At 62.4% G+C, this 19,510-nt stretch carries 16 protein-coding genes; 6 read left to right on the top strand and 10 right to left on the bottom strand.

The genetic code is table 11. From position 1 onward, the window contains the following. Nucleotides 1–56 precede the first annotated feature (56 nt). The 3 genes from gudD to WH367_RS15695 all read right to left on the bottom strand — a co-directional run bounded on the left by gudD (nt 57) and on the right by WH367_RS15695 (nt 3,658). The gene (gene gudD, locus WH367_RS15705; RefSeq protein ID WP_339536807.1) at nt 57–1,409 is read right to left on the bottom strand and encodes a glucarate dehydratase; all 1,353 of its coding nucleotides are present in this window, start codon (nt 1,407–1,409) and stop codon (nt 57–59) included. A gap of 77 nt (nt 1,410–1,486) precedes the next feature. Beyond that, nucleotides 1,487–2,482 carry a Bug family tripartite tricarboxylate transporter substrate binding protein gene (locus WH367_RS15700; RefSeq protein WP_339536806.1) on the bottom strand — a complete coding sequence of 332 codons (996 nt, stop codon included), beginning with the start codon at nt 2,480–2,482 and terminating at the stop codon, nt 1,487–1,489. Between the two features lie 174 nt (nt 2,483–2,656). Then, nucleotides 2,657–3,658, bottom strand: a complete 1,002-nt coding sequence (locus WH367_RS15695; RefSeq protein ID WP_339536805.1) for a LacI family DNA-binding transcriptional regulator — start codon at nt 3,656–3,658, stop codon at nt 2,657–2,659. 175 nt (nt 3,659–3,833) lie between these two features. Between WH367_RS15695 and WH367_RS15690 the strand changes: the two genes are divergently transcribed. Beyond that, the gene (locus WH367_RS15690; protein ID WP_339536804.1) at nt 3,834–4,076 is read left to right on the top strand and encodes a YlcI/YnfO family protein; all 243 of its coding nucleotides are present in this window, start codon (nt 3,834–3,836) and stop codon (nt 4,074–4,076) included. A 50-nt stretch (nt 4,077–4,126) separates the two neighbouring features. Here the strand turns inward: WH367_RS15690 and WH367_RS15685 are convergent, their stop codons facing one another. Further along, complete coding sequence (locus WH367_RS15685) at nt 4,127–5,383, bottom strand: MFS transporter (protein ID WP_339536803.1); 1,257 nt, start codon at nt 5,381–5,383, stop codon at nt 4,127–4,129. A 251-nt stretch (nt 5,384–5,634) separates the two neighbouring features. Between WH367_RS15685 and WH367_RS15680 the strand changes: the two genes are divergently transcribed. Then, nucleotides 5,635–5,931: a hemin uptake protein HemP gene (locus WH367_RS15680; RefSeq protein ID WP_232539382.1), complete on the top strand. Its 297-nt coding sequence runs from the start codon at nt 5,635–5,637 to the stop codon at nt 5,929–5,931. Between the two features lie 100 nt (nt 5,932–6,031). Here WH367_RS15680 and WH367_RS15675 read toward each other — a convergent pair whose 3' ends face one another. Next, on the bottom strand, nt 6,032–8,221 hold the full coding sequence (locus tag WH367_RS15675) for a TonB-dependent receptor (protein ID WP_339536802.1): 2,190 nt from the start codon (nt 8,219–8,221) through the stop codon (nt 6,032–6,034). A gap of 254 nt (nt 8,222–8,475) precedes the next feature. Further along, nucleotides 8,476–8,832 (bottom strand): DUF2834 domain-containing protein, encoded by a 357-nt coding sequence (locus tag WH367_RS15670; RefSeq protein WP_339536801.1) that lies wholly within the window; start codon nt 8,830–8,832, stop codon nt 8,476–8,478. Nucleotides 8,833–8,943: 111 nt separating this feature from the next. On the opposite strand from WH367_RS15670, the gene WH367_RS15665 reads away from it, so the two are divergent. Further along, the gene (locus WH367_RS15665) at nt 8,944–10,521 is read left to right on the top strand and encodes a hypothetical protein (RefSeq protein WP_339536800.1); all 1,578 of its coding nucleotides are present in this window, start codon (nt 8,944–8,946) and stop codon (nt 10,519–10,521) included. Between the two features lie 63 nt (nt 10,522–10,584). On the opposite strand, the gene WH367_RS15660 is transcribed toward WH367_RS15665, so the two are convergent. Then, a complete protein-coding gene (locus WH367_RS15660) occupies nt 10,585–11,832 on the bottom strand; it encodes an MFS transporter (protein ID WP_339536799.1) in 1,248 nt (415 codons plus the stop codon). Between the two features lie 204 nt (nt 11,833–12,036). On the opposite strand from WH367_RS15660, the gene WH367_RS15655 reads away from it, so the two are divergent. Next, nucleotides 12,037–12,558: a hypothetical protein gene (locus tag WH367_RS15655; protein WP_339536798.1), complete on the top strand. Its 522-nt coding sequence runs from the start codon at nt 12,037–12,039 to the stop codon at nt 12,556–12,558. A gap of 97 nt (nt 12,559–12,655) precedes the next feature. Here the strand turns inward: WH367_RS15655 and WH367_RS15650 are convergent, their stop codons facing one another. After that, nucleotides 12,656–13,324, bottom strand: a complete 669-nt coding sequence (locus WH367_RS15650; protein ID WP_339536797.1) for a DMP19 family protein — start codon at nt 13,322–13,324, stop codon at nt 12,656–12,658. A 536-nt stretch (nt 13,325–13,860) separates the two neighbouring features. On the opposite strand from WH367_RS15650, the gene WH367_RS15645 reads away from it, so the two are divergent. Continuing rightward, nucleotides 13,861–14,667, top strand: a complete 807-nt coding sequence (locus tag WH367_RS15645; RefSeq protein ID WP_339536796.1) for a response regulator transcription factor — start codon at nt 13,861–13,863, stop codon at nt 14,665–14,667. A gap of 74 nt (nt 14,668–14,741) precedes the next feature. Here the strand turns inward: WH367_RS15645 and WH367_RS15640 are convergent, their stop codons facing one another. Further along, nucleotides 14,742–15,893: a hypothetical protein gene (locus tag WH367_RS15640; protein WP_339536795.1), complete on the bottom strand. Its 1,152-nt coding sequence runs from the start codon at nt 15,891–15,893 to the stop codon at nt 14,742–14,744. Between the two features lie 110 nt (nt 15,894–16,003). Here WH367_RS15640 and WH367_RS15635 point away from each other — a divergent pair, with 110 nt between their 5' ends. Further along, complete coding sequence (locus WH367_RS15635; RefSeq protein ID WP_339536794.1) at nt 16,004–16,450, top strand: hypothetical protein; 447 nt, start codon at nt 16,004–16,006, stop codon at nt 16,448–16,450. Nucleotides 16,451–16,690: 240 nt separating this feature from the next. Here the strand turns inward: WH367_RS15635 and WH367_RS15630 are convergent, their stop codons facing one another. Further along, entirely contained in the window at nt 16,691–18,598 is a 1,908-nt protein-coding gene (locus tag WH367_RS15630) for an Ig-like domain-containing protein (RefSeq protein WP_339536793.1), read from the bottom strand. Nucleotides 18,599–19,510 lie beyond the last annotated feature (912 nt).

Genomic DNA, 19,510 nt, shown 5'->3' with positions numbered 1-19,510 from the left:
AATGTGGTTGCGGCGTCCCTCGCGCTGCACGTCGAACGGGGGACTGCTGCAGCGGCTTAGCGCAGCATGCAAGGGCGCTTGTTGTCAAAGCGCCAGCCCGGCACCAGGTACTGCATGGCGATCGCGTCATCGCGGGCGCCCAGGCCGTGCTGCAGGTAGAGCTGGTGGGCGCGCTCGACGGCATCCATGTCCAGCTCGATGCCCAGGCCGCCCTGTTGCGGCAGCTCGATATAGCCGCCCTGGATCTGCAGCGGCTGCTTGGTGAGGCCCTGGCCGTCCTGCCAGATCCAGTGCGTGTCGATGGCGGTGACCTTGCCCGGTGCGGCAGCGCCCACATGGGTGAACATGGCCAGCGACACATCGAAATGGTTGTTCGAGTGCGAGCCCCAGGTCAGGCCAAAAGCCTGGCAGAGCTGGGCCACGCGCACCGAGCCCGAGAGGGTCCAGAAGTGCGGATCGGCCAGCGGAATATCGACCGATTGCAGCGACAGCGAATGGGCCATCTGGCGCCAGTCGGTGGCGACCATATTGGTCGCCGTGGGCAGCCCGGTCGCACGGCGGAACTCGGCCATCACTTCGCGGCCGGAGAAGCCTTCTTCGGCGCCGCAAGGGTCTTCGGCATAGGCGAGGATGCCGTGCAGATCGCGGGTGATGCGCACCGCATCCTTGAGCAACCAGCCGCCATTGGGGTCCAGGGTGATGCGGGCTTTCGGAAAGCGCTCGTGCAATGCGCGGATCGCTTCGACCTCGTCTTCACCGCGCAGCACGCCGCCCTTGAGCTTGAAATCCTCGAAGCCATAGCGCGCATAGGCGGCCTCGGCCAGGCGCACGATGGCCTGCGGGTCCATGGCTTTTTCATGGCGCAGGCGCTTCCAGTCGTCGGCCTCGTCGGGAAAGCTTTGGTAGGGCAGGTCGGTCAGCGCGCGGTCGCCCACGTAGAAGAGGTAGCCCAGCATCTGCACCGAGGTGCGCTGCACGCCTTCGCCCAGCAGCGCAGCGACTGGCACGCCCAGGTGCTGGCCCAGCAGGTCCAGCAGGGCCGATTCTGCCGCCGTCACCGCATGGATGGTGGTGCGCAGGTCAAAGGTCTGCAGCCCACGGCCTGCGCTGTCGCGGCCCGCAAAGTTGCTGCGCATCGCGTTCAGCATGGCGTTGTAGTTGCCCACCGGCTGGCCCAGGATCAGCGCGCGCGCATCTTCCAAGGTGTTGCGAATGCTCTCGCCACCCGGTACTTCGCCCACCCCCGTGCGGCCTGCGCTGTCGGTCAGGATCAGCAGGTTGCGGGTGAAGAACGGCGCATGGGCGCCGCTGAGGTTGAGCAGCATGCTGTCATGCCCGGCCACCGGCACCACGCGGTAGCCGGTAATGCGGGGGGTGGAAGAGGGCGATGCGGATGTGGTGGCTTGCATGGTGGGCGGGGGTACAAAAAATAAGAAAAGCAGGCTGGGCAGCGGGTGGTTCTGTCCCGCCGCCAGGCCCTGGGTGATTATTGTGCGGTGATGTTGCCCGTGCTGATGACCTGCTTCCAACGCGCAAACTCCTTGCGCTGAAACTCGGTAAAGACCTCGGGGCTGTTGCCGACCACTTCCAGGCCCATGTCGGTGAACTGCTTGCTGACGGCGGGGTCATGCAGCGCTTTGGCAATGCCGTCGTAGAGCTTGGCCTTGACATCGGCCGGCAGGTTCTTGGGGGCGGCAAAGGCTTGCCAGGCATAGACGTCCATGCCATCGATGCCGGCTTCGGCCATCGTCGGCACATCGGGCAGCACGGCCGAGCGCTTGTTGCCCGTGACCGCAATGGCCTTGAGCTTGCCCGACTTGATGTGCGGGAACACGCTGTTGACGTTCTGGAAGGACATGTCCACCTGGCTGCCCAGCAGATCGGCGGTGGCCGGCGCGCCGCCCTTGTAGGGCACATGCAGGCCCTTGGTGCCCGTCTTTTGCCAGAACAGCTCGGCGGTCAGGTGGTCCGACGAGCCCGCGCCCGAGGTCGCAAAGCTGACCGTATCGGGCTTGGCCTTGAGCATCGCGATGACGTCCTGCACGTTGTTGACCTTGGGGGCAAGGCTGGGGTTGACCACCAGCACATTGGCTGTCTGTACCGCCACCGTGATATAGCTGAAATCACGCGTCGGGTCATAGGGCAGGCCCTTGATCAGATGGGGTGCCACCACCAGCGGCGCCAGCGACGAGACCAGCAAGGTATAGCCATCGGCCGGGGCGCGCGCCACCTGGGCGGCGCCAATGCTGCCGGTGGCTCCTGCCTTGTTTTCCACCACCACCGACTGGCCCCACTGCTGGCCCAGGTTGTTGCCAATCGCACGGGCCACCGTGTCGGTCGCGCCGCCCGCGGGGAAGGGCACGATGATCGTGACCGGCTTGTCCGGCCAGGCCCAGGCACTGGGGCTGGCGGCCAAGGCCGCAGCGCTGGCGCAGACGAGGGCCGCTATCTTTTTCCATCCTGGTTTTGGGGTGGTGCTCATGTTTGTCTCCTGCTTTTAAGGCGTTGCTGAAATCTGGCTGAGCGATGCTTCGCTTCAAATAGTTAACGTTAACATTAGAATTTGTCGTATTGTTAACGTTAACTTTGGCTGAGAAATCAGTAATTACCCGATATTGCCAGTGGGCAGGGCTGGGGATTTTGCGGGGGTGGCTGTTTAGCCGCTGCTACGCTGGGTGATGGAAAAGCCGATATCGACACGCTGCGCATCGACGGCCTGGTCCAGGGTGCGGGCGACGATCATGTCGGCCGCCAACTGGCCAATGCGGGTGCCATCCAGCCGCACGGTGGTGAGGGGCGGGGCGGTGTCCTTGGCAAACTCCTGGTCGCCCAAGCCGACAACAGCCAGGTCCTCGGGCACGCGCAAGCCCTGGTGCTGCGCCTCGACCAAGGCACCCAATGCCAAGGTATCGGAGCTGCAGAAAACGGCGGTTACCTCGGGCCGCTGGGCCAGGATCTCGGCCAGACCGCGCCGCCCGCCACCCAGGGTGCTGGGCGCCGGCGTGTAGGCCACCGTCACCTCGGGCAGGCCGGCAGCTTGCGCCGCCTGCGCATAAGCGGCCACGCGCACCCGGGCCCGTGCATCATCGCCGCTGACCATGCCCAGCTGCCGGTGGCCCTTGGCGATGAAATGCGCCGCCACCGCTTGGCCAATCGCGCTGTGCGAAAAGCCCACCAGCATGTCGATCGCCGTGTCGGTCAGGTCCCAGGTCTCCACCACCGGAATGCGCGAGGCCTGCAGCAGCGCCCGCCCTTCTTCGGAGGCCGCCATGCCGATCATCACAATGCCATCGGGCCGGCGCTGGATGATGGCGCGGATCAGGTCCGCCTCTTGCGCGGCGTCATAGCCGGTGCGGCCAATCATCAGCTGGTAGCCGTGCTGGTTGAGCGCATGGTCGAGCGACTGGATCAGCTCCTGGAACACGGGCCCCACCAAGGTCGGCAGCAGGGCCGCCACCAGCCGCGCCCGTGACAGCCGCAGCCCGCTGGCCAGCGCATTGGGCACATAGCGCATGCTGGCGATGGCATCGCGCACACGCTGCAAGGTTTCGGGATTGAGCCGCTCGGGGTGGTTGATGGCCCGCGACACCGTCATCGCAGACACGCCCGCAGCGCGGGCTACATCTTGGATTTTGGACGGTCGGTCAGTGGGTTGCACGGGCAGGGGGGATGGTGGCTGAAAGTGCCGCTATCGTAGTCCATGCTAGGCGGTGCAGCGGGATTTGGGCGGTATTTGAGCCAGCTTTGGCGGGCGGTAGTCGCCCCCTGCCAACAAGACGCACTCAGAGGTTTAATGGCCGAGGATCCAGTCACTTGCACTTCAGGATCTACCTATGAAGAACGCCATCATCCCATCCATCTGCGTCGAGCCCGCTTTCCTGGACGAGGTGGAGCGTGCATTGGAGCCGAACGAAAGCCTGGCGTCTTTTGTCGAGACTGCTGTTCGCCGCGAGATCCAGCTGCGGCAAGCACAGGCCGGATTGCTGCAGCGGGGATCGGCTGCCACGCGGCACAACAGCGCTGCTACTGCTGGCATCCCTGCAGAGGTGGTGATCGCCCGCCTGGAGGCCAAGTAGGCTGCAGCCAGGCAGCGCAGATGAACCTCTCAATGTCAGACAGCTGGATCTCAACCCACCCGCCCCACCTCCAACGCTGATACCGCCCCACGCGCAGGCCACAGCGCCACCAGCACCAGCAGCACCGCCACCAGCAAATAAGGCGCCCCGGGGTGCAGGTCATAGACCAGGGTGCCCACCAGGGGCCCCAGGATCATGCCCAGGCCATGGGCTGCGGCAACGGTGCCGGCGGTGGCGCCTTGCTCATGCGGGCCCACGGCATTGGCGGCCAGCGCCATGACGGAGGGAAAGACCCAGCCCATGCCGGCAGCGCCTAAAAGGTAGCCGGCCCACAGCGCCCAGGGTGTGCTGGCCAGCAGCAGCGATGCAAAGCCCAGTGCAGACAGGGCGCAGCCGGCGCGGATCAGGCGCTGCGGCGTCCAGCCCAGCTTGCGCACGGCCAGCTGCGCGAGGATCAGGCCCACACCGACAATGGCCAGTGCAATGCCGGCGGCGCGTGCGGCGGCGCTGGCTTCCAGCTGCAGCCGGTCCAGTGCGAAGAAGCCCACAACAACCTGGGCAATGGTCACGCTGAACATCGCGCAAAAGGCGACGGCCATCGGGCGGCGCAGGCGCGGGTCGCTGATTTTGAGGTGGCCGGTGGGCGGGTTGGCATGCTGCTCGCTGCGCGGCAGCCAGCGCCACAGCACCAGCAGCGCAAGGGCAGGGAGCACGGCGGTGATCAGCAGCGGCAGCTCCAGGCTGTGCGCGGCCAACAGGCCGGTAACGCCGGGGCCCGCCACCATGCCGATGCCGCTGGCGGCGCCCAAGGTGGCCATGGCCGCCGCACGCTGCGGGCCGGGCACATGGTCGGCCACCAGCGCTGCGCCCGTGGCGGGCACGGCGGCATAAAAGCCCCCGGCCGTGCCGCGCAGCAGTACCAGCCCGGCAAATGCCAGCCACACCGGCGGCTGGCTGCGCAGCGCAAACACGATAAAGCTGCACAGCAATGCATAGCAGACCACAAAGCCGCCCAGGCCCCGCAGCAGGATGGGGCGCCGGCCCCAGCGGTCACTGGCCGCCCCCCAGCGCCTGGCCAGCAGCACCCAGGCCAGGCCCCCCACGGTCACGGCCATGCCGGCCTGCCAGGGCGCCAGACCCAGCAGTCGGGCGATGGGGCCGATCAGCGCGACGAAGGACATCATCGACAAGGTGCAGACAAAGTTCTCGAACATCAGCGGCCGCATGCTGAAGCTGCGCATGGGCGCCGTGGACGGGGCCGCATCGGATGGGCGGGCGGTGCTTGCCGAGGTAGACGGAACGGACATCAGACTCCTTCGATAACATGGTTTTTAAATGATAATCAATCTCATTCAATGATAGACTCGGTCCCTGTGATTTGCCCCTCTTGTGATGAACGTCATCCCGCCATGCGCGCCGTTTGCGGCGCTGCCAACGCCCCGGCGTTGTAGGGGCCAATGGGCAGCGGTGCTGAACTGTTCCGCTGCGTTTCTTTCATCCTTCGCGTGCAGTTGTCTGCATCTGCCTGACCACCTTCCAACCCGCCATGAGCGCCACCATGACCACTTTGCATGCCGCTACCAGCGCCCGCCGTACCTTGCAACTCCGCCGCCCAGCTGTGCCACAGCCGCAGGACGCCGCCGATACGCCCGCTGCCTGCGAGGCCGAGTCCCATGCTGGCGAGCCACTCACCATCGCGTTGCAGCCCCGGCCGCTGAACGATGCCAACCTGCAGGTGCGCAGCGTGGACAGTGCCAGCCTGCTGGCCGGCCACAAGACCGTGCAGATAGCGCATAACGGCTCGGTCTACACCTTGCAGGCCACCAAGCTGGGCAAGCTGATCCTGACGAAATAAAGCGCTCCATACCGCTGATAAAACACAGCCCGCTGGCATGTCCGTGCCAGCGGGCTGTGGTGTTTGTGGGCTCTGGCCATGGCCAGAGCCTTGGTGGTGATCAGAACGACACGGTGGCCGACAAGCGGTAGGTGCGCGGCGCGCCGGGCATCACAAAGCCATCGTTGAACATGCCGATCCAGTAGTTCTTGTTGGTCAGATTCTCCACACTGGCGTTGAAGCGCACAGGCGTCGATCCGAACTTGGTGGCGTAGCGGGCCATTGCGTCAATGCGGTTCCACGAAGGCACCTTCAGGCGGTTGCCCGAGTCCGCCCACTGCGAGCCGGTATGGAACAGGCGCCCGCCCACCGACAGGCCTTGCACGGGGGTGTCCCAATCGATGCCAATGCGGGTGCGCAGCTTGGGCACGCCATAGTTCTCCAGCCCGGTGTTGGTCTGCTTGGACTTGATGTACTCGACACCGCCCAGCAGCGCCACGCTCTCGCTCAGCTTGCCAAACGCGCTCCACTCCAGCCCGCGCAGGCGCTGCTCGCCGTCGAGCACCTGGAAGTTGCCGCTGTTGGTGATGATCGAGGGCTTTTTGATCTGGAAGGCGCTGATCGTGTGCGTGGTCTCGCCCGCTTGCAGCTTGACGCCCACTTCACTTTGCTTGGTTTGCATCGGCGCGAGGGTGTCGCCGGTATTGGCGTAGCCCACACCCACGGTGCGGCCAGGCTCCAGGCCTTCGGTGTAGTTGGCAAACAGCGCGATGTTCTCACCCCAGGGGCGTAGCACGCCGGCAACCATCGGTGATGTGCGGCTTTCGCTGTAGTTGGAGGCCACGCCATTGACCAGCGGCGTCTTCACCGTCTGGTGGCGCAGGCCCAGGGTCAGCAGCAGCTTTTCATCCCAAAAGCCCATGGTGTCGGCAATCGCCACCGAGCGGAATTCGTTCTCCGTCGTGTAGTCCTTGAAGGTGGGAGCAGCCGGGAAGGTCGGCTCGGTCGGCCGGTACATATTGGTGGTGTAGCAGTAGTTGCAGGCCGTGTTGACCGTGCCTTCCTTGTGCTTGAGGATGTTGAACGACAGCTGCAGGCGGTGCTGCACGCTGCCGGTGTCGAACTTGCCAATCACGCCCGCCTCGGCCGTGCGGCGCTCGGACTTGGTGTGCACGTTGTAGATCGCGCCGCGCGTGGTGCCGTCTGCGCCGGTCACAATGGCGCGCGTGCCAAACAGCAGGCCCTGGCCTTCGGCCTCCGACCCGCCCGCTGCCACATAGCCCTGCCAGTTCTGGTTGAAGTCAAACTCGGCCCGGGCCAGCAAGCCGCTGTTGTCGTACTTGCCGTGCGAGCCCTTGAACAGGTTCACATCGCCATCGGGCGGCGAGAGGAGATAACCCACACCGGGGATGGCCGCGCTGCCCAAGAAGCTGAACATGCCGGGGCTGCCGCCCTCGATCTTGTTGACGCTGTTGTACAGGTCCAGGTAGAGGCGGAAGTTGTCGCCCAGGTAATCGAGGCCCAGCGCGCCCACATTGCGCTTTTGCTTTTCGTCCTCGGCACCCATGTCGCCCGAGCCATAGACGCCATTGAAGCGCAGACCCAGGCGCTGCTCGGGCCCAAAGCGCTTGCCCACATCGGCATGCAGCTGGTAGTACGAATCGGACACATAGGTGGCGGTCAGATCCGCAATCGGCTGGGCCAGCGCGCGCTTGGTCACCATATTGACCGAGCCGGCCACGCTGGCGAGCGGCGGCATGCCTGAGAGCAGCACATTGGGGCCGCGCATCACCTCGACCCGCTCAAACATCTCGATGGGCACCGAGTTGGCTGGCGCAATGCCGTAGAGGCCATTGGTCGCTATGTCCATTGCCGTCACATCGAGCCCGCGCAGGTTGAAGTTCTGCAGCAAATGGCCCTTGTTGGTGGTAAAGACCACCGCCGCATCGTTTTCCAGCACATCCTGCAGCGACAGCGCCGACCAGTCCTCGGCCAGCTCGCGCGTATAGGCATTGACGTGCACGGGCGCCTCCATGATCGAGGTCGCCCCCAGAATGCCCAGCCGCGCACCCTTGGCCGCCTTGCGCCCGGGCGCGAGCGCGGGCAGGTCTTCGCGCTCATAGCGGTCGCGCACTGTTACCTGGGGCAGGTTGACGGGTGCGCTGGTGCTGGCCTCGGCCGTCGCGCCCGCGTTTTGGGCTGACTCGGTAGGCTGAGCCTGCTGGGCCGATACCCCGGCGCTGGCGGCTGCGGCCATCCAAGCCAGAACGATCAGGTTGGGTTGGTGTCTGCGCGGTTTTGAATGTGACATAAGAGTGACGCTATGGTTAAAAATAAACAAGAATCATTCTCAATCGTATTCATCAAGCGCTACATATGCAACTTTTTGTTGTATTTCGGGGATTACCCTGTGTGAGACGGGGTGGGACACGCGTCTGCAGGAACGATATGCGCCAGGGTGGCGTGGGTGAGGCCCTGGTCGCCATCGATCACTCTGCCAAGCTGTGGTGCGTTCGGATTGACCGCGAGTCAGCAACGCAGGTGGCTGCAGACTTGAACAGGTCCTCAAACTGACTTTTGATCCTGGCGGTGTTCAAGCCAGTCCGTGTGGCCTGCTGCAGCCAGATGCCGCTGGCGCAAAAGAAGGAACAGCGGCAATGCCAACGAGGGCCCCACCACCAGGCAGCATAGGGGCAGCCACAGCCGGGGCATTGCCAGCGTTCTGCCTTCGGCGACGATCCACACGGCAACCGTAATGCCCGAGACCAGAGCATCCGACCACGCAAAAGCAGACAGCGGGCTGGACGTGGCCTGTTGCAAGAGCAGTGGCATATCCAGGCCATGTGCGGCAAGCCATGGAATAAATTGCGACAGCGGCAATACGGTGCCTGCAATACAGAGAAACAAGTAGAGGATTTGCACGATTTTTAATGGGGAGATTGAATCTTTGGATGGAGTAAGAGGTCTTGGTAATTCTAGTTTTAGATTGCCAATTTACTTGCATCTATACTGGTTCAAAACTCAGGAGATCAAGTGAAAAAGATAAATCGCATTTCAGCGTGGCGCCCTGCCATTGTGGCTTCCTTGTTGGCTGTTTCGTGTACCGCCACTTGGGCCGCGCGCAGTTTTACCCCCCAGGCAGGCACCTGGGTTATCAGCGAAGAGTTGGATGGAAAACCAGGCCGGGGCCTGGCGATTGATGTGCAAGGCAATGCCTTCTTTATGCAGGTATTCGGCTATGAGAAGAATGGCGACGCCACTTTCTACATGGCCACAGGGCAACTGGATGGTGATTCCATCACCGTGCCGCTGATGCAGTACCAAGGTGGACGCAGCTTTGGCAGTGACGCGCGGGATGCGCAAGAGTTGGGATCACCTGGCGATGTGACGGTCAGTTTTGCCAACGGACTGCAGGGAACGGTGCAGTTTCCAGGGGAGCCCGCACGGGCGATTCAGCGCTTTGAGATGCGAAGCGAGGACTACCTATCCCGCTATTGGGAAAAGGGTAAGACACGTTATTTTCAGAGCACGATGCTGGATGCCAGCCAGAATCCACAGTGGTTTGCAGGCATCAGTGTGGGCAAGCTGACGCAGGATAAGCAGTGGAAAGTCTGGGTTTCGGAGCTCAGAGACTATCCCGGGCAAACGCTCGATTGCACGCAGGTGACCGGCAAGGATGAATACCACTGCGCAAGTACTGAGACGCAGGCCCCATATGACCCGCATCCCTTTGTTCAATCAATGAGATTGCGCATTGCCAATGTGGATTTGGTGGGTGTGGCGGAGGTGATCAGTCAGGGCGTAAAGCAGACCTATTCGCTCAACGGGGCTGCAGTTGGGGGGGATGATCGCACGGGTATTGCAGCCTGCCCAAGCTGGCAGGATATATATGTTGGAGATATCTCCGGCTGCAGCGCAAAGCAGACCCCCAGCAGCGGCACCTGGCTGGTTCGGGACGAAGTGACGTTTAAGCCTGGGCGCGGTATTGCTATTGATGTTCAAAACGGGATGGCGCTTGCCCAGGTGTTCAACTACCTGCCCAACGGCGACGCCACTTTCCATATGGGAAGCGGTGAATTCCAGGGGGGAAAAACAAGCTTTGGCCTGAACCGATACCGGGGTGGCCGCCCATTGGGTGGACCATCGGCCAGTGCCGAATTGGCGCAGGCTGTTGGCGATCTGACGCTGGATTTTGTGGTTCTGGAATCGACTGCACAGTCGTCATCTCGGATTGAGGGCGGTATAGCGTTTCCAGACGAGGTGCGCAAGCCAATGTTGCGCATGGCCATGGAGCCAGGTGTACTGGATGCGCGAAGTCTGTTGGGTCAATGGTGGCTGCGATTCGACGCAGAAAGCGGCAACCAGCGGGTGATTGAAGCAATCACCTTGTCGCGTGTAGAAGGAAAGTACACCCTCAGTGCAGATGGGGCGGTGCGCTGCTGGCGGTCTAACCCACAGTTTCTCCCTCAAGGCGTTTGCGTGTGGAACCGCGGCGGCAAGGTCTACCGCGCGTCATTGTTTCAGCAAGCAGGCAACCGAGGGTCTTATGCGCTGCAGGTCCGCGACCGCCACGGCAACCTGATGGGACTGGGCGACGTTCCCTTGGAGTGATGCCTGCGAAGAGGGGCTGGGCAACCAGCCCCTCGCAGCCGATGCCAGGCGCTGGTCAAGACCTTAAGTGCGCTTCTTCCGCGTATCCGGTAAGAATGCCGTCGCCAGCCCCAGCAGCGGCAGGAACGAGGTCAGGCCATAGACCCAGACGATGCCATGCACATCGGCCAGCTCACCGAGGCCAGCGGCACCGACGCCGCCAATGCCAAACATCAATCCAAACATCAAACCCGAGACCAGGCCCACACGGCCGGGCACGGCCTCTTGCGCATACACCACCAGCGCGGCAAAGGCGGACGACATCACCAGGCCGATGACGATGGCGAGCACAGCGGTCCACACCAGGCCCACATAGGGCAGAGCCAGCGCAAACGGCGCAACGCCCAAAAACGAGATCCAGATGACGGCCTTGCGGCCGATGCGGTCACCGACCGGGCCGCCGGCAAAGGTGCCCGCTGCCACGGCGGCCAGGAACATGAAGAGAAACAGCTGGCTGCTTTGCACGCTCAGGTTAAAGCGCTCGATCAGGTAGAAGGTGAAGTAGTTGGTGAACGATGCGATGTAGACAAACTTGGCGAACATCAAAATGCAGATCACCGTGACGGCGCGGATGACGCCCGCGCGGTTCAGGCCTTCACCCGCATGGTTCTTGGCCAGGCTCTTGGCCTTGGCGCTGCCGTTGTGGCGCACCCAGATGGTCAGGCGGTACAGCACAAAGATGGCGACCAGCGCGACCACCATGAACCAGGCCACCGCTGGCTGGCCATGGGGGATGACGATGGCCGCCGTCAGCAGCGGGCCAATCGCAGAGCCGGTATTGCCGCCCACCTGGAAGGTGGACTGCGCCGTGCCAAAGCGGCCGCCCGATGCCAGGCGCGCAATGCGCGAGGCCTCGGGGTGGAAGGTGGCCGAGCCCACGCCCACCACGGCGGCGGCCACCAGCAGCATCTCATAGCTCTGCGCGGTGGCCAACAGGCCAATGCCGATCAAGGTCATGCCCATGCCCGAGGGCAGCAGATAGGGCTTGGGGTGCTTGTCGGTGTACATGCCAATCCATGGCTGCAACAGCGATGCGGTGACCTGGTAGACCAGCGCAATGACGCCAATCTGCCCAAAGCTGAGCGAGAAGCTCGCCTTGAGCATCGGAAAGATCGACGGCAGCATCGCCTGGATCATGTCGTTGAGCAGGTGGGCGAGCGCGGCGCCGCCCACAATCGGCAACAAAAAGCCGTGCTGCTGGGTGTCTGCAGCTGCAGCAGGTGCTGCAGCCAGTGCAGGCGAGGGGTTGAGGGTGGCGGTATCAGCGGTCATGGCGTCGGGCGGGCAAACCTGGGCAGGCAAAGAAATCGGGCAAGCGGCAAGCGTACGGGAAGATGCACTGGCGCAATCGCGCAAGCAGGACAAGAAATGTCGAATTTTTGCCAGTTGAGCGAATGACAGTCATTCGCGGGCAAGGTAGATGCGTGGCCAGCTGCCGCTTATGATGGCCATTCACTCCAATGCAAGGACGGCCCCATGACCCAGATTGCCCATCTTCGTGACGCGATAGCAGCGAGCCAGCTTTTGAACGACGTGCAAGCCGACGACGGCTTTGTGGTGGGCAGTGTGCGGTTTCAGGCCGCTGGGGCCGATATCCATGTCAATGTCGACCCGGAGCTGGCCGACAACCCGGACATGGATGCCGATGCCCTCATCGCCAATACCCAGCGCTTTTTGGCGATGCCGGCCGACCAGTGGACGGCGCTGGTCCACGACATTGCGCTGGAGGTAGAAGAAGCCGTTGAAGACGATGAGGTGCAAGAGCCCTCCGATCTGCGCGATGACCTGCGCCTGCATTCGGTCGCCGTTTTTGCCGATGCGGTGCTGCTGTCATTTGTCGCACCCAAGCAGTTTCCGCAGTGCTGGGTGCGGGCCCAGCTGTGCGAGGAGCTGCTGCTGGAAGACATCTCCATTGACGAGAACGACGGTGTGGAGACCATCGAATTCAAGTCGCTCGATGACCTGCTGGACAACCTGAGCGCCAACCACGACAAGTAGCGGCCCGGCGGCCCGGCGGCCCGGCGGCCCGGCGCACCGGCGCACCGGCGCACCGCAGCCCTCATCCCAGGGCTGTCTGTGGGTTACGTGTCGCGCATCAGGCGGCCGAAGGCGCCGGCCCAAAATATTCCGGCACCCGCTGGACCAGCTCCTCGGCCGCTTCCCAGAACTGCTCATCCAGTTCTTCAATCTGCCCAGACAAGTCACCGGCCACTGCGCGGTACACATCATCGATGGTGTTGACCTCGTCCGACTGGGCAATGGGGCCCACCAGGCGCCAGAACGCGGTGACTACCGCGAGCGTGGCGCTGGCCTTGATCTGGGCAAGCGCAGCCAGCGCTGCATCCATCTCGGCCATGCCCCAGTTGCCCAGAAACTGCAGCAGGCCGCCGTTGTAGCCATCGGCCACCAGGCGCCACAAGGCCACCAGCGCCCGGCTGCGGTGATTGAGCTGGTCCGCCTTCCAGTCCAAGGCCTTTAGCTCGGCCAACGCCGCTTCAAACAGCGCATCTTGCTCCAGTGTCCAGACATTGAGTGCGCCGTCAGCCGAGGTCTGACCGGCGCTGGGCCAGTTGACGCCGCGCCTGTCCGCGGTGGCCACCCATTGCGACCGCTCTTGCGCGTTCATCGCAAGCACCTTGGGCCCCACCCAGGACAGCGGAGCGGCCAGCTGGCGGCCATCGTCCAGCACCAGCAAAACGCGCTTTTCTTCAAAGATGACGTCGGTGATCGGAGCTCCGACGACGGCATGCCCGTCGTGCTTCATGCATGGCCTTTCCGGGGCGCGAACCTGCCCCAACAGCGGATGAGTTTAAGGGAGATCCCGTTTCGGCGAGGGTGCTGCCCGCGCCTTGTCTTGAGCGCCCTCCAGCCCATAAAAGGCCCATCTGTAAACAGCAGGTAAACCTGGTGGTTTCAAATCGTTGTTGCGTAACAGCTAAATCAAATTTTGGTATTTGTTTTAATCGAAACATCTTTGCTTAATGCAGAAATGAATATCATTTTTCATTTATATATTTCATTATTGCAAGTCGCTGATTGTAATTTTTAAAAGAGAATGTTTGTAGCGTCTCTCGTACTATATTTGCCGTAAATTTCTGCATCCCCGCCATCTGGCTTGCCGCTCGCCGTTGCCGACATGGGCACCGGTCTGCGCTGCTGGTTGGGCTGGCTACGCCAGGCTGCCTTCAGGATCCCCGTGCGGTTGCAAGCGCAGAAAAGTCCACGGAAACCTGGCGTCCGATATGGAAATGGTTCTGCGCGCAATATATGAATAATAGTGAGATTAAAGTCCCACATGTAATGATCGTTGATCGCGATCTACAGCAACTTCGTCTTCTGGTCACCGCGCTGCGCAGCCGCTCTTACACCGTCAGCGTCATTGACAATGAGAGCCAGGTCTACACCCGCATTCTTTTACAGCCTCCTGATCTGGTATTGATGGATGTGCGCTTGCCCGATCGCAGCAATATCAAGGCGGCAAGACTGCTTCAGGAGAATACATCGACCCGTAATATACCCATCCTGTTTATCTCTGCGCTGTCTGATAAAGAAGACCGGCTGCTTGGTCTTCGTGCCGGGGCTGTTGACTATATATTGAAGCCGTATTATGTAGATGAAGTGCTGGAGAGGGTTCGCATTCATATCGCGCTGGCGCGTAAAAGAACCGGATGGGGGCAGCACAGGGAGGGTGCGGGGATCGTCATGGACACCCCTTCGGAAATCCTGCCGGCCAATATGAGCATCAAACAGGTGGCGACCGAATTCATAATCCATCACCTCAGTGATTCGACGCTAAAAGGCCGTGATGTGGCCGCCAGCCTGGGCCTGTCCACCCACCGCCTGAATATGGTCTTTGAGGCCACCGTGGGCATGACCGTCTTTGAATATATCCGCAAAGAGCGGATGTCCAGGGCCGCAATGATGCTGGAGACCGGCCCACTGGGGGTTGCCGATATTGCGACCGAAGTCGGCTATGCGAACTCCGGCAACTTTTCCACCGAGTTCAAGAAGTTCTGGAAAAGGTCACCCAAGCAGTACCGCATGGCATTCCAGGAGCAGGCGGCACTGGTGCCAAGCCAGCCTTCTGCAGATAAAGCGCTGGATTAGCGTGGGCAGGCGTGCAGCCCCGCTACCGCCAGCATGGCGGGGTGGGCGAGCCATGGCCGACCTCGGGACGTTGATCATCCAAGCAGCTTGTGCTGGGGGTGCCGCACGCAGGCGAGGGCTGCAATGCCGATGGCGAGCAGAGCGAGTGCATGCCACCCCAAGCCGGGAACCGGTGTGGCGCTGGAAATGGGTACATTCGGGGTGGTGGTGACAATGGGGGTGATACGCGCCCAGCCATTGGCACCCGGCAGGCCCTGCAGATTCTCTCCGGGCGGAAAGCTTGGCAAGGACGCCGGATCCACCACCGCGCCAAGCGCGCCGACTGCCAGCTGCGTGTCGCTGATTGTGTAGGCCGCAGCGGCTGCGTAATAGCAGCTGCCGCCGCCGGTGGCGCTGCTGGGTTTGGTGGCATGCACCCACCACCAGTTGCCGTTGTCCGACATGGTTCCTGCGCCAGAGGCGCCCCCGGCCCCGGCACCGTTCATATAGCCACCGCCGCCGCCAGCGCCGGTGGCGATGGTGGAGCCCCCGCCTGACATCCCATCTGCCGAGGCCAGGCCCTGGCCCCCATCTGCCGGCGTGCTGCAGTCTGCGGTGTTGTTGAGTGCCAGAGGCGCGGCCAGGCCCAACACACCCACATCGCGCAGCGACTGGCCATAGGCCGCGCTGCTGCCACCTCCGCCGCCGCCGGCCCGCAGGTACAAGCGGCCCGGTATTTCCAGTGCAGACGCACCGCCACCACCGCCTGCGGTGTAAATGGGATCGATGGCGGGGCTTTGGCCGATGGCGCCATCAGCACTGCGCCCACCGCTGCCCGCGCCCTGGCCGCCCAGGCCGCCTTCTGCCGGATCCAGCATCGTCTGGCGGTCAACCCCCGCGCCGCCGCCTTGCGCCACGGTAATGCTCAGCACATCGCCGGGAGATACCGCCACCCGGGTGCTGAGCTGCGCGCCATTGCCGCCGCTGCCTCCTGGGAAGCTGCCGTCAAACCCAGCCATCCCCATGGCCATCTCAATGCCGGTGCCACTGCCACCCCCGCCCCCTGCCAAGACCACATCGAGCGCATGCACGCCGGCGGGGACGGTATAGCTGTGCACCCCTGGTGCAGAAAAATCCACCGTCTGTGCCTCGGCCGATACGGCTGCAACGGAGAGTAGACCTGCTGCCAGCAGCGCCCCATGCATGCGGCCCAAGGAGCCAGTTTTTTGGGCGTAAAACATCTTCATAGCTTGTGCTTTCTTGGCGGTGGTGCCTTGGCAGCAAATGTATCTAAAAGATACGCGGGTATCAATAAGAGCTTACGCCGAGCCATGACCGTATTTTCTTGGTGCAATGCATGGACGCCTTGGCAGCGTCATTTGAGATCCTCACCGAACCACCTCCTATGCGATTGACGACGCTTCCCTACGGCAAACCCCGTGAGATACATCCCAACTCTGACGTGGAGAGTCTGCGCTTTTCATCCCAGGGGCTAAGCCTGCGCCTGGCGCTCGGGCTTGGCCCGCAAGACATGGTCGACGGTTTGGATATCTCCTTCGCCGATGTCTCCGCGTTCCGCTATCTCGATGAGCTGGACTTGCAGAGGTACTGGAGTTCGAATGGCTTGGTGCGCGGCTACCCGGTGCTGGAAGTGCAGCAGGGCGGCTGGTTGGATGAAGAAGTCGCACTGCAACAGCGACATTTCCACCAGCGCGAATGGCTGGTGGTAACGGGCAACGGCTGCGTCAGTGTGTTCGCGGCTTCCGCGCCCGAGGTCGTGCCAGTGCAGTGGCCTATTGGATAGGCATCGGGTACTGCCGATGCCTTCACCTGCTACAGCACCGTGTACAGGCTGTGTACCAGCCGAAGGCTGCAGACGGCCAGGCCTCCAGGCCTAACGGGTCAACCTTACACGCACTCCACCCAGCCCCTCTTCGCCGCGAGACCCCGCATACGAAAGTCTGGACAAGCACTACCGACACGGCCAAAAAAAATGCCAGTCAGCATGGCACTGACTGGCACCGGTCTGAAGGCCGATCAGCGATCAGGCACTGTGCTTGCGTGTACGCCCCATGCCGAGCATGGCCAGGCCTGCGGCAAGTACCAGCAGCGCCCAGGTGGACAGCGACGGAACCGCAGTGGGCACGGGGACCGCGCGAATCGTGATCTCGTGGCTCAGCTTGCTGTCAACGCCCGAAGCGCTGACGGCAGACGATCCCACTTCCGTTGGCTTGCCCTCGACCACACAGGTGACCATAGCCCCTTCGGGGATGGTGGCGGGCGATGTCCAGCTGGTGGCTGCGGGGGCAGCGGGCGTGACGATGGTGCAAGCGCCAAGCCCTTGGGTGATGCCGGCAGGCAGGCCGGAGACGGCGCAGCTTGCGTCCGTCTGGTCTGCACTGCCCCGGTTGCTGCAGCTGTAGCTGCCTTGGTAGGGCGTGCCGACCGTTCCCGTCGATGGCAATCCGCTCAGATCGATCACAACATCCGCAGCGCCCACCACGGTGATGTCCCGGGTCGCCGTGTTGTTGCGCAAGTCGCGGTCTCCCGTCGTGCCGGTGCTGCCCGTCGTTGTCGTCGTCTTCTTCACATTGGCGGGTGTGCCGGCCACCTCACAAGTGACGACCGCGCCTTGCGCGATGGGGTTCCCTGCGGTCCAGGCCGCGCTGTCGGGGCTTACGGTGCAAGCCTGGATGCTGAGCCCTTCTGGCAGCGGGCCGGTGGTGCAAGCCGTCGCAGACAATGCATCGGCATCGCCCAGGTTGCTGCAGCGCAATTGCCCTTGGTAAGGCACGCCCACCGTCGCGGTGGCCGGCAGTCCAGACAGGTCGATGGCCAGATCGGGTGCCGTCACCGTCATCGTGACCACCGAGGTCGCGCACTTGGTCTGGTGGGGCGCTGGCAAGCAAACGTCGTAGCTAAAGGTATCGACGCCCACGAAGCCAATGGCAGGCGTGTAGATAAACTCCCCTGGACGAGCAGGATTGGCCGCAATCGTTCCGCCGTTGGCCGACGTGGTCTGCGCGGTGACCGAGCTGCCCTCCGGCACATGGGGATCGTTGTCCGTCAGATCCAATGAGCCCGAGGGCGTGTTGATCCGCGTAGTACCCGTATCGTTGGCCGTAGCTGGCGGATCCTCAAAAGTATTGGTGATCTTGGTGGGCACCCAGGTTTGGGGCAGTTCCGTTTCTGCAGGCAGTCCTGGCAGCTTTTCTTCGCGCACTGCGATGTTGTCCAGCTCAAAGCCGGCGCCCCAGAAGCGTATCTTCTTGATGGTGGTGGAGCCAAAGTCTGTGGTGTCCTTCAGCACATAGTTGAGATAGACATAGGGTTCGCCGCTATTGCCCGGTGCACCGGTGAAGGGGTTGCCGTTGTACTGCTTACGCTGATAGATGGTCGTGCCGTCCAATGCTGTCATCTCGAGATTGGAAGGCGAATTCAAAAATTCCATCAGATCGTCGGTGGTCATCGCCGTCAGCACGTTGTCGTTCTCATCGAGCAGCTCGACGTTGTTGCCGTTGGAGCCTGCAGACCACCAGAAGCCGACATAGCGTGCCGGGTTGGTCAACGTCACGGTCACGCCGGCTGGGTTGCCCGAAGTTCCTGCATTGAGGAAGTTCGAGCCCCCACTGTCCATTTCAGTGCCGGTGCCTGCGCCGCCGTACACATTGGCCCCGGCAACATTGGTGTCGCCACCCTCCGCCACGGCGTACGATCCGATGGCCCAGTTCCCCGAAGTCTTTGTCCCCTGCGTCTCGCCGTTGAAGGTTTCGATGGTGTACGCCTGGCCGTAAGACGCCGACCAGGGCAGGGCCCCATCTGGCACCGCTGCATCGCCGGTAGCGTTGATAGCAGGTTGGGAAATATAAAGCGTCAGCTCACTGGCCTGGGCATTCCAGGCGCTCATTCCAGCCAGGCAGGCAAGGGCCAAAGCCGCAGAAGTTTTTGTCATAGACCTTGTGAATAATGTAGAAAACAAAATCTTCGATATGAATCGTCTTTGTCTTTTTTCGGGACGAGTCATTTCCCTCGCACATCAGAAGGCGAGTCGCGGTGGTTCGAGCTTTAGATCCGTGGATACGCCCCGCTGGCAAGGAGCAGGGGGCGGTTGAAGAAATCCATGGCCCATGATGGGCTTGCCGTCAGCGGGCGCTGCTGTGGAGCGCGAGGGAGATTCGAAGCGATGGATTGTAGAACAAAAAGAACATTTACTGACAAAGTTTACAATTGAGCGGAGAGGTGCAAATCGTGCTGCCTAGCGGCCATCTATCTGCCTTGCGCCACGGCAGCGCAGGGGGCAGACGCTGCCCACAGCAGGCCCCTTCAACGGCGCGCCGATGCCTGGGGATTGCCTGGTATCCACACCACAAAGGCCTCCAAGCGTGCATCGAACCCCTGCCGCCGATGCGCAGGGCGCTTGGCACAGGTTTTTTGGCCTGGGGCACAAAGAAATCGGCCTGGCTGTCCATGTCTGGAAAGCGCTCCGAGGTATACCGCGCATAGTCATCCAGCGACCGGGGCCAGTACCCGCCTGGACTGCCCATAGCCAGGGGGCAGCCCTAGATAGGCTGATTGCGGCTACCTGGCCAAGGGCAGTCCAAGCAAAAGGCCCATGCAGGCCATGAAGCAGTGGCATCCAACGCATCCTGAACGGCTCAACAGGCGGCCCTATGCGCGTCCGAGGTGCGCCAGCTAGCCCGAAAAGGTGGGCCGATGGCCTTGCATTCCTGAAGCTGGCCAATGGCAAAAAGGCGCGCGTTTCAACCATCCGTGCACCGGCAAGAGAACAAAAATCGTCACCGCTTGATACGCATACCAGACTAACCAGGGCTGAGGTTCTATCTATGGCCTAAGCGTGCGAACA

The organism is Comamonas sp. MYb21 (assembly GCF_037479395.1).
GTDB lineage: Bacteria > Pseudomonadota > Gammaproteobacteria > Burkholderiales > Burkholderiaceae_C > Comamonas.
This window is presented reverse-complemented; position numbering and strand designations above follow the sequence as displayed.

Excerpts from the sequence above, each read along its gene's own strand:
- WH367_RS15635 (WP_339536794.1), top strand. The coding sequence starts at position 16,004 with ATGGACGCCTTGGCAGCGTCATTTGAGATCCTCACCGAACCACCTCCT.
- WH367_RS15655 (WP_339536798.1), top strand. The coding sequence starts at position 12,037 with ATGACCCAGATTGCCCATCTTCGTGACGCGATAGCAGCGAGCCAGCTT.
- gudD (WP_339536807.1), bottom strand. The coding sequence starts at position 1,409 with ATGCAAGCCACCACATCCGCATCGCCCTCTTCCACCCCCCGCATTACC.
- WH367_RS15675 (WP_339536802.1), bottom strand. The coding sequence starts at position 8,221 with ATGTCACATTCAAAACCGCGCAGACACCAACCCAACCTGATCGTTCTG.
- WH367_RS15640 (WP_339536795.1), bottom strand. The coding sequence starts at position 15,893 with ATGAAGATGTTTTACGCCCAAAAAACTGGCTCCTTGGGCCGCATGCAT.
- WH367_RS15685 (WP_339536803.1), bottom strand. The coding sequence starts at position 5,383 with ATGTCCGTTCCGTCTACCTCGGCAAGCACCGCCCGCCCATCCGATGCG.
- WH367_RS15690 (WP_339536804.1), top strand. The coding sequence starts at position 3,834 with ATGAAGAACGCCATCATCCCATCCATCTGCGTCGAGCCCGCTTTCCTG.
- WH367_RS15630 (WP_339536793.1), bottom strand. The coding sequence starts at position 18,598 with ATGACAAAAACTTCTGCGGCTTTGGCCCTTGCCTGCCTGGCTGGAATG.
- WH367_RS15650 (WP_339536797.1), bottom strand. The coding sequence starts at position 13,324 with ATGAAGCACGACGGGCATGCCGTCGTCGGAGCTCCGATCACCGACGTC.
- WH367_RS15645 (WP_339536796.1), top strand. The coding sequence starts at position 13,861 with ATGATCGTTGATCGCGATCTACAGCAACTTCGTCTTCTGGTCACCGCG.
- WH367_RS15660 (WP_339536799.1), bottom strand. The coding sequence starts at position 11,832 with ATGACCGCTGATACCGCCACCCTCAACCCCTCGCCTGCACTGGCTGCA.
- WH367_RS15700 (WP_339536806.1), bottom strand. The coding sequence starts at position 2,482 with ATGAGCACCACCCCAAAACCAGGATGGAAAAAGATAGCGGCCCTCGTC.
- WH367_RS15680 (WP_232539382.1), top strand. The coding sequence starts at position 5,635 with ATGACCACTTTGCATGCCGCTACCAGCGCCCGCCGTACCTTGCAACTC.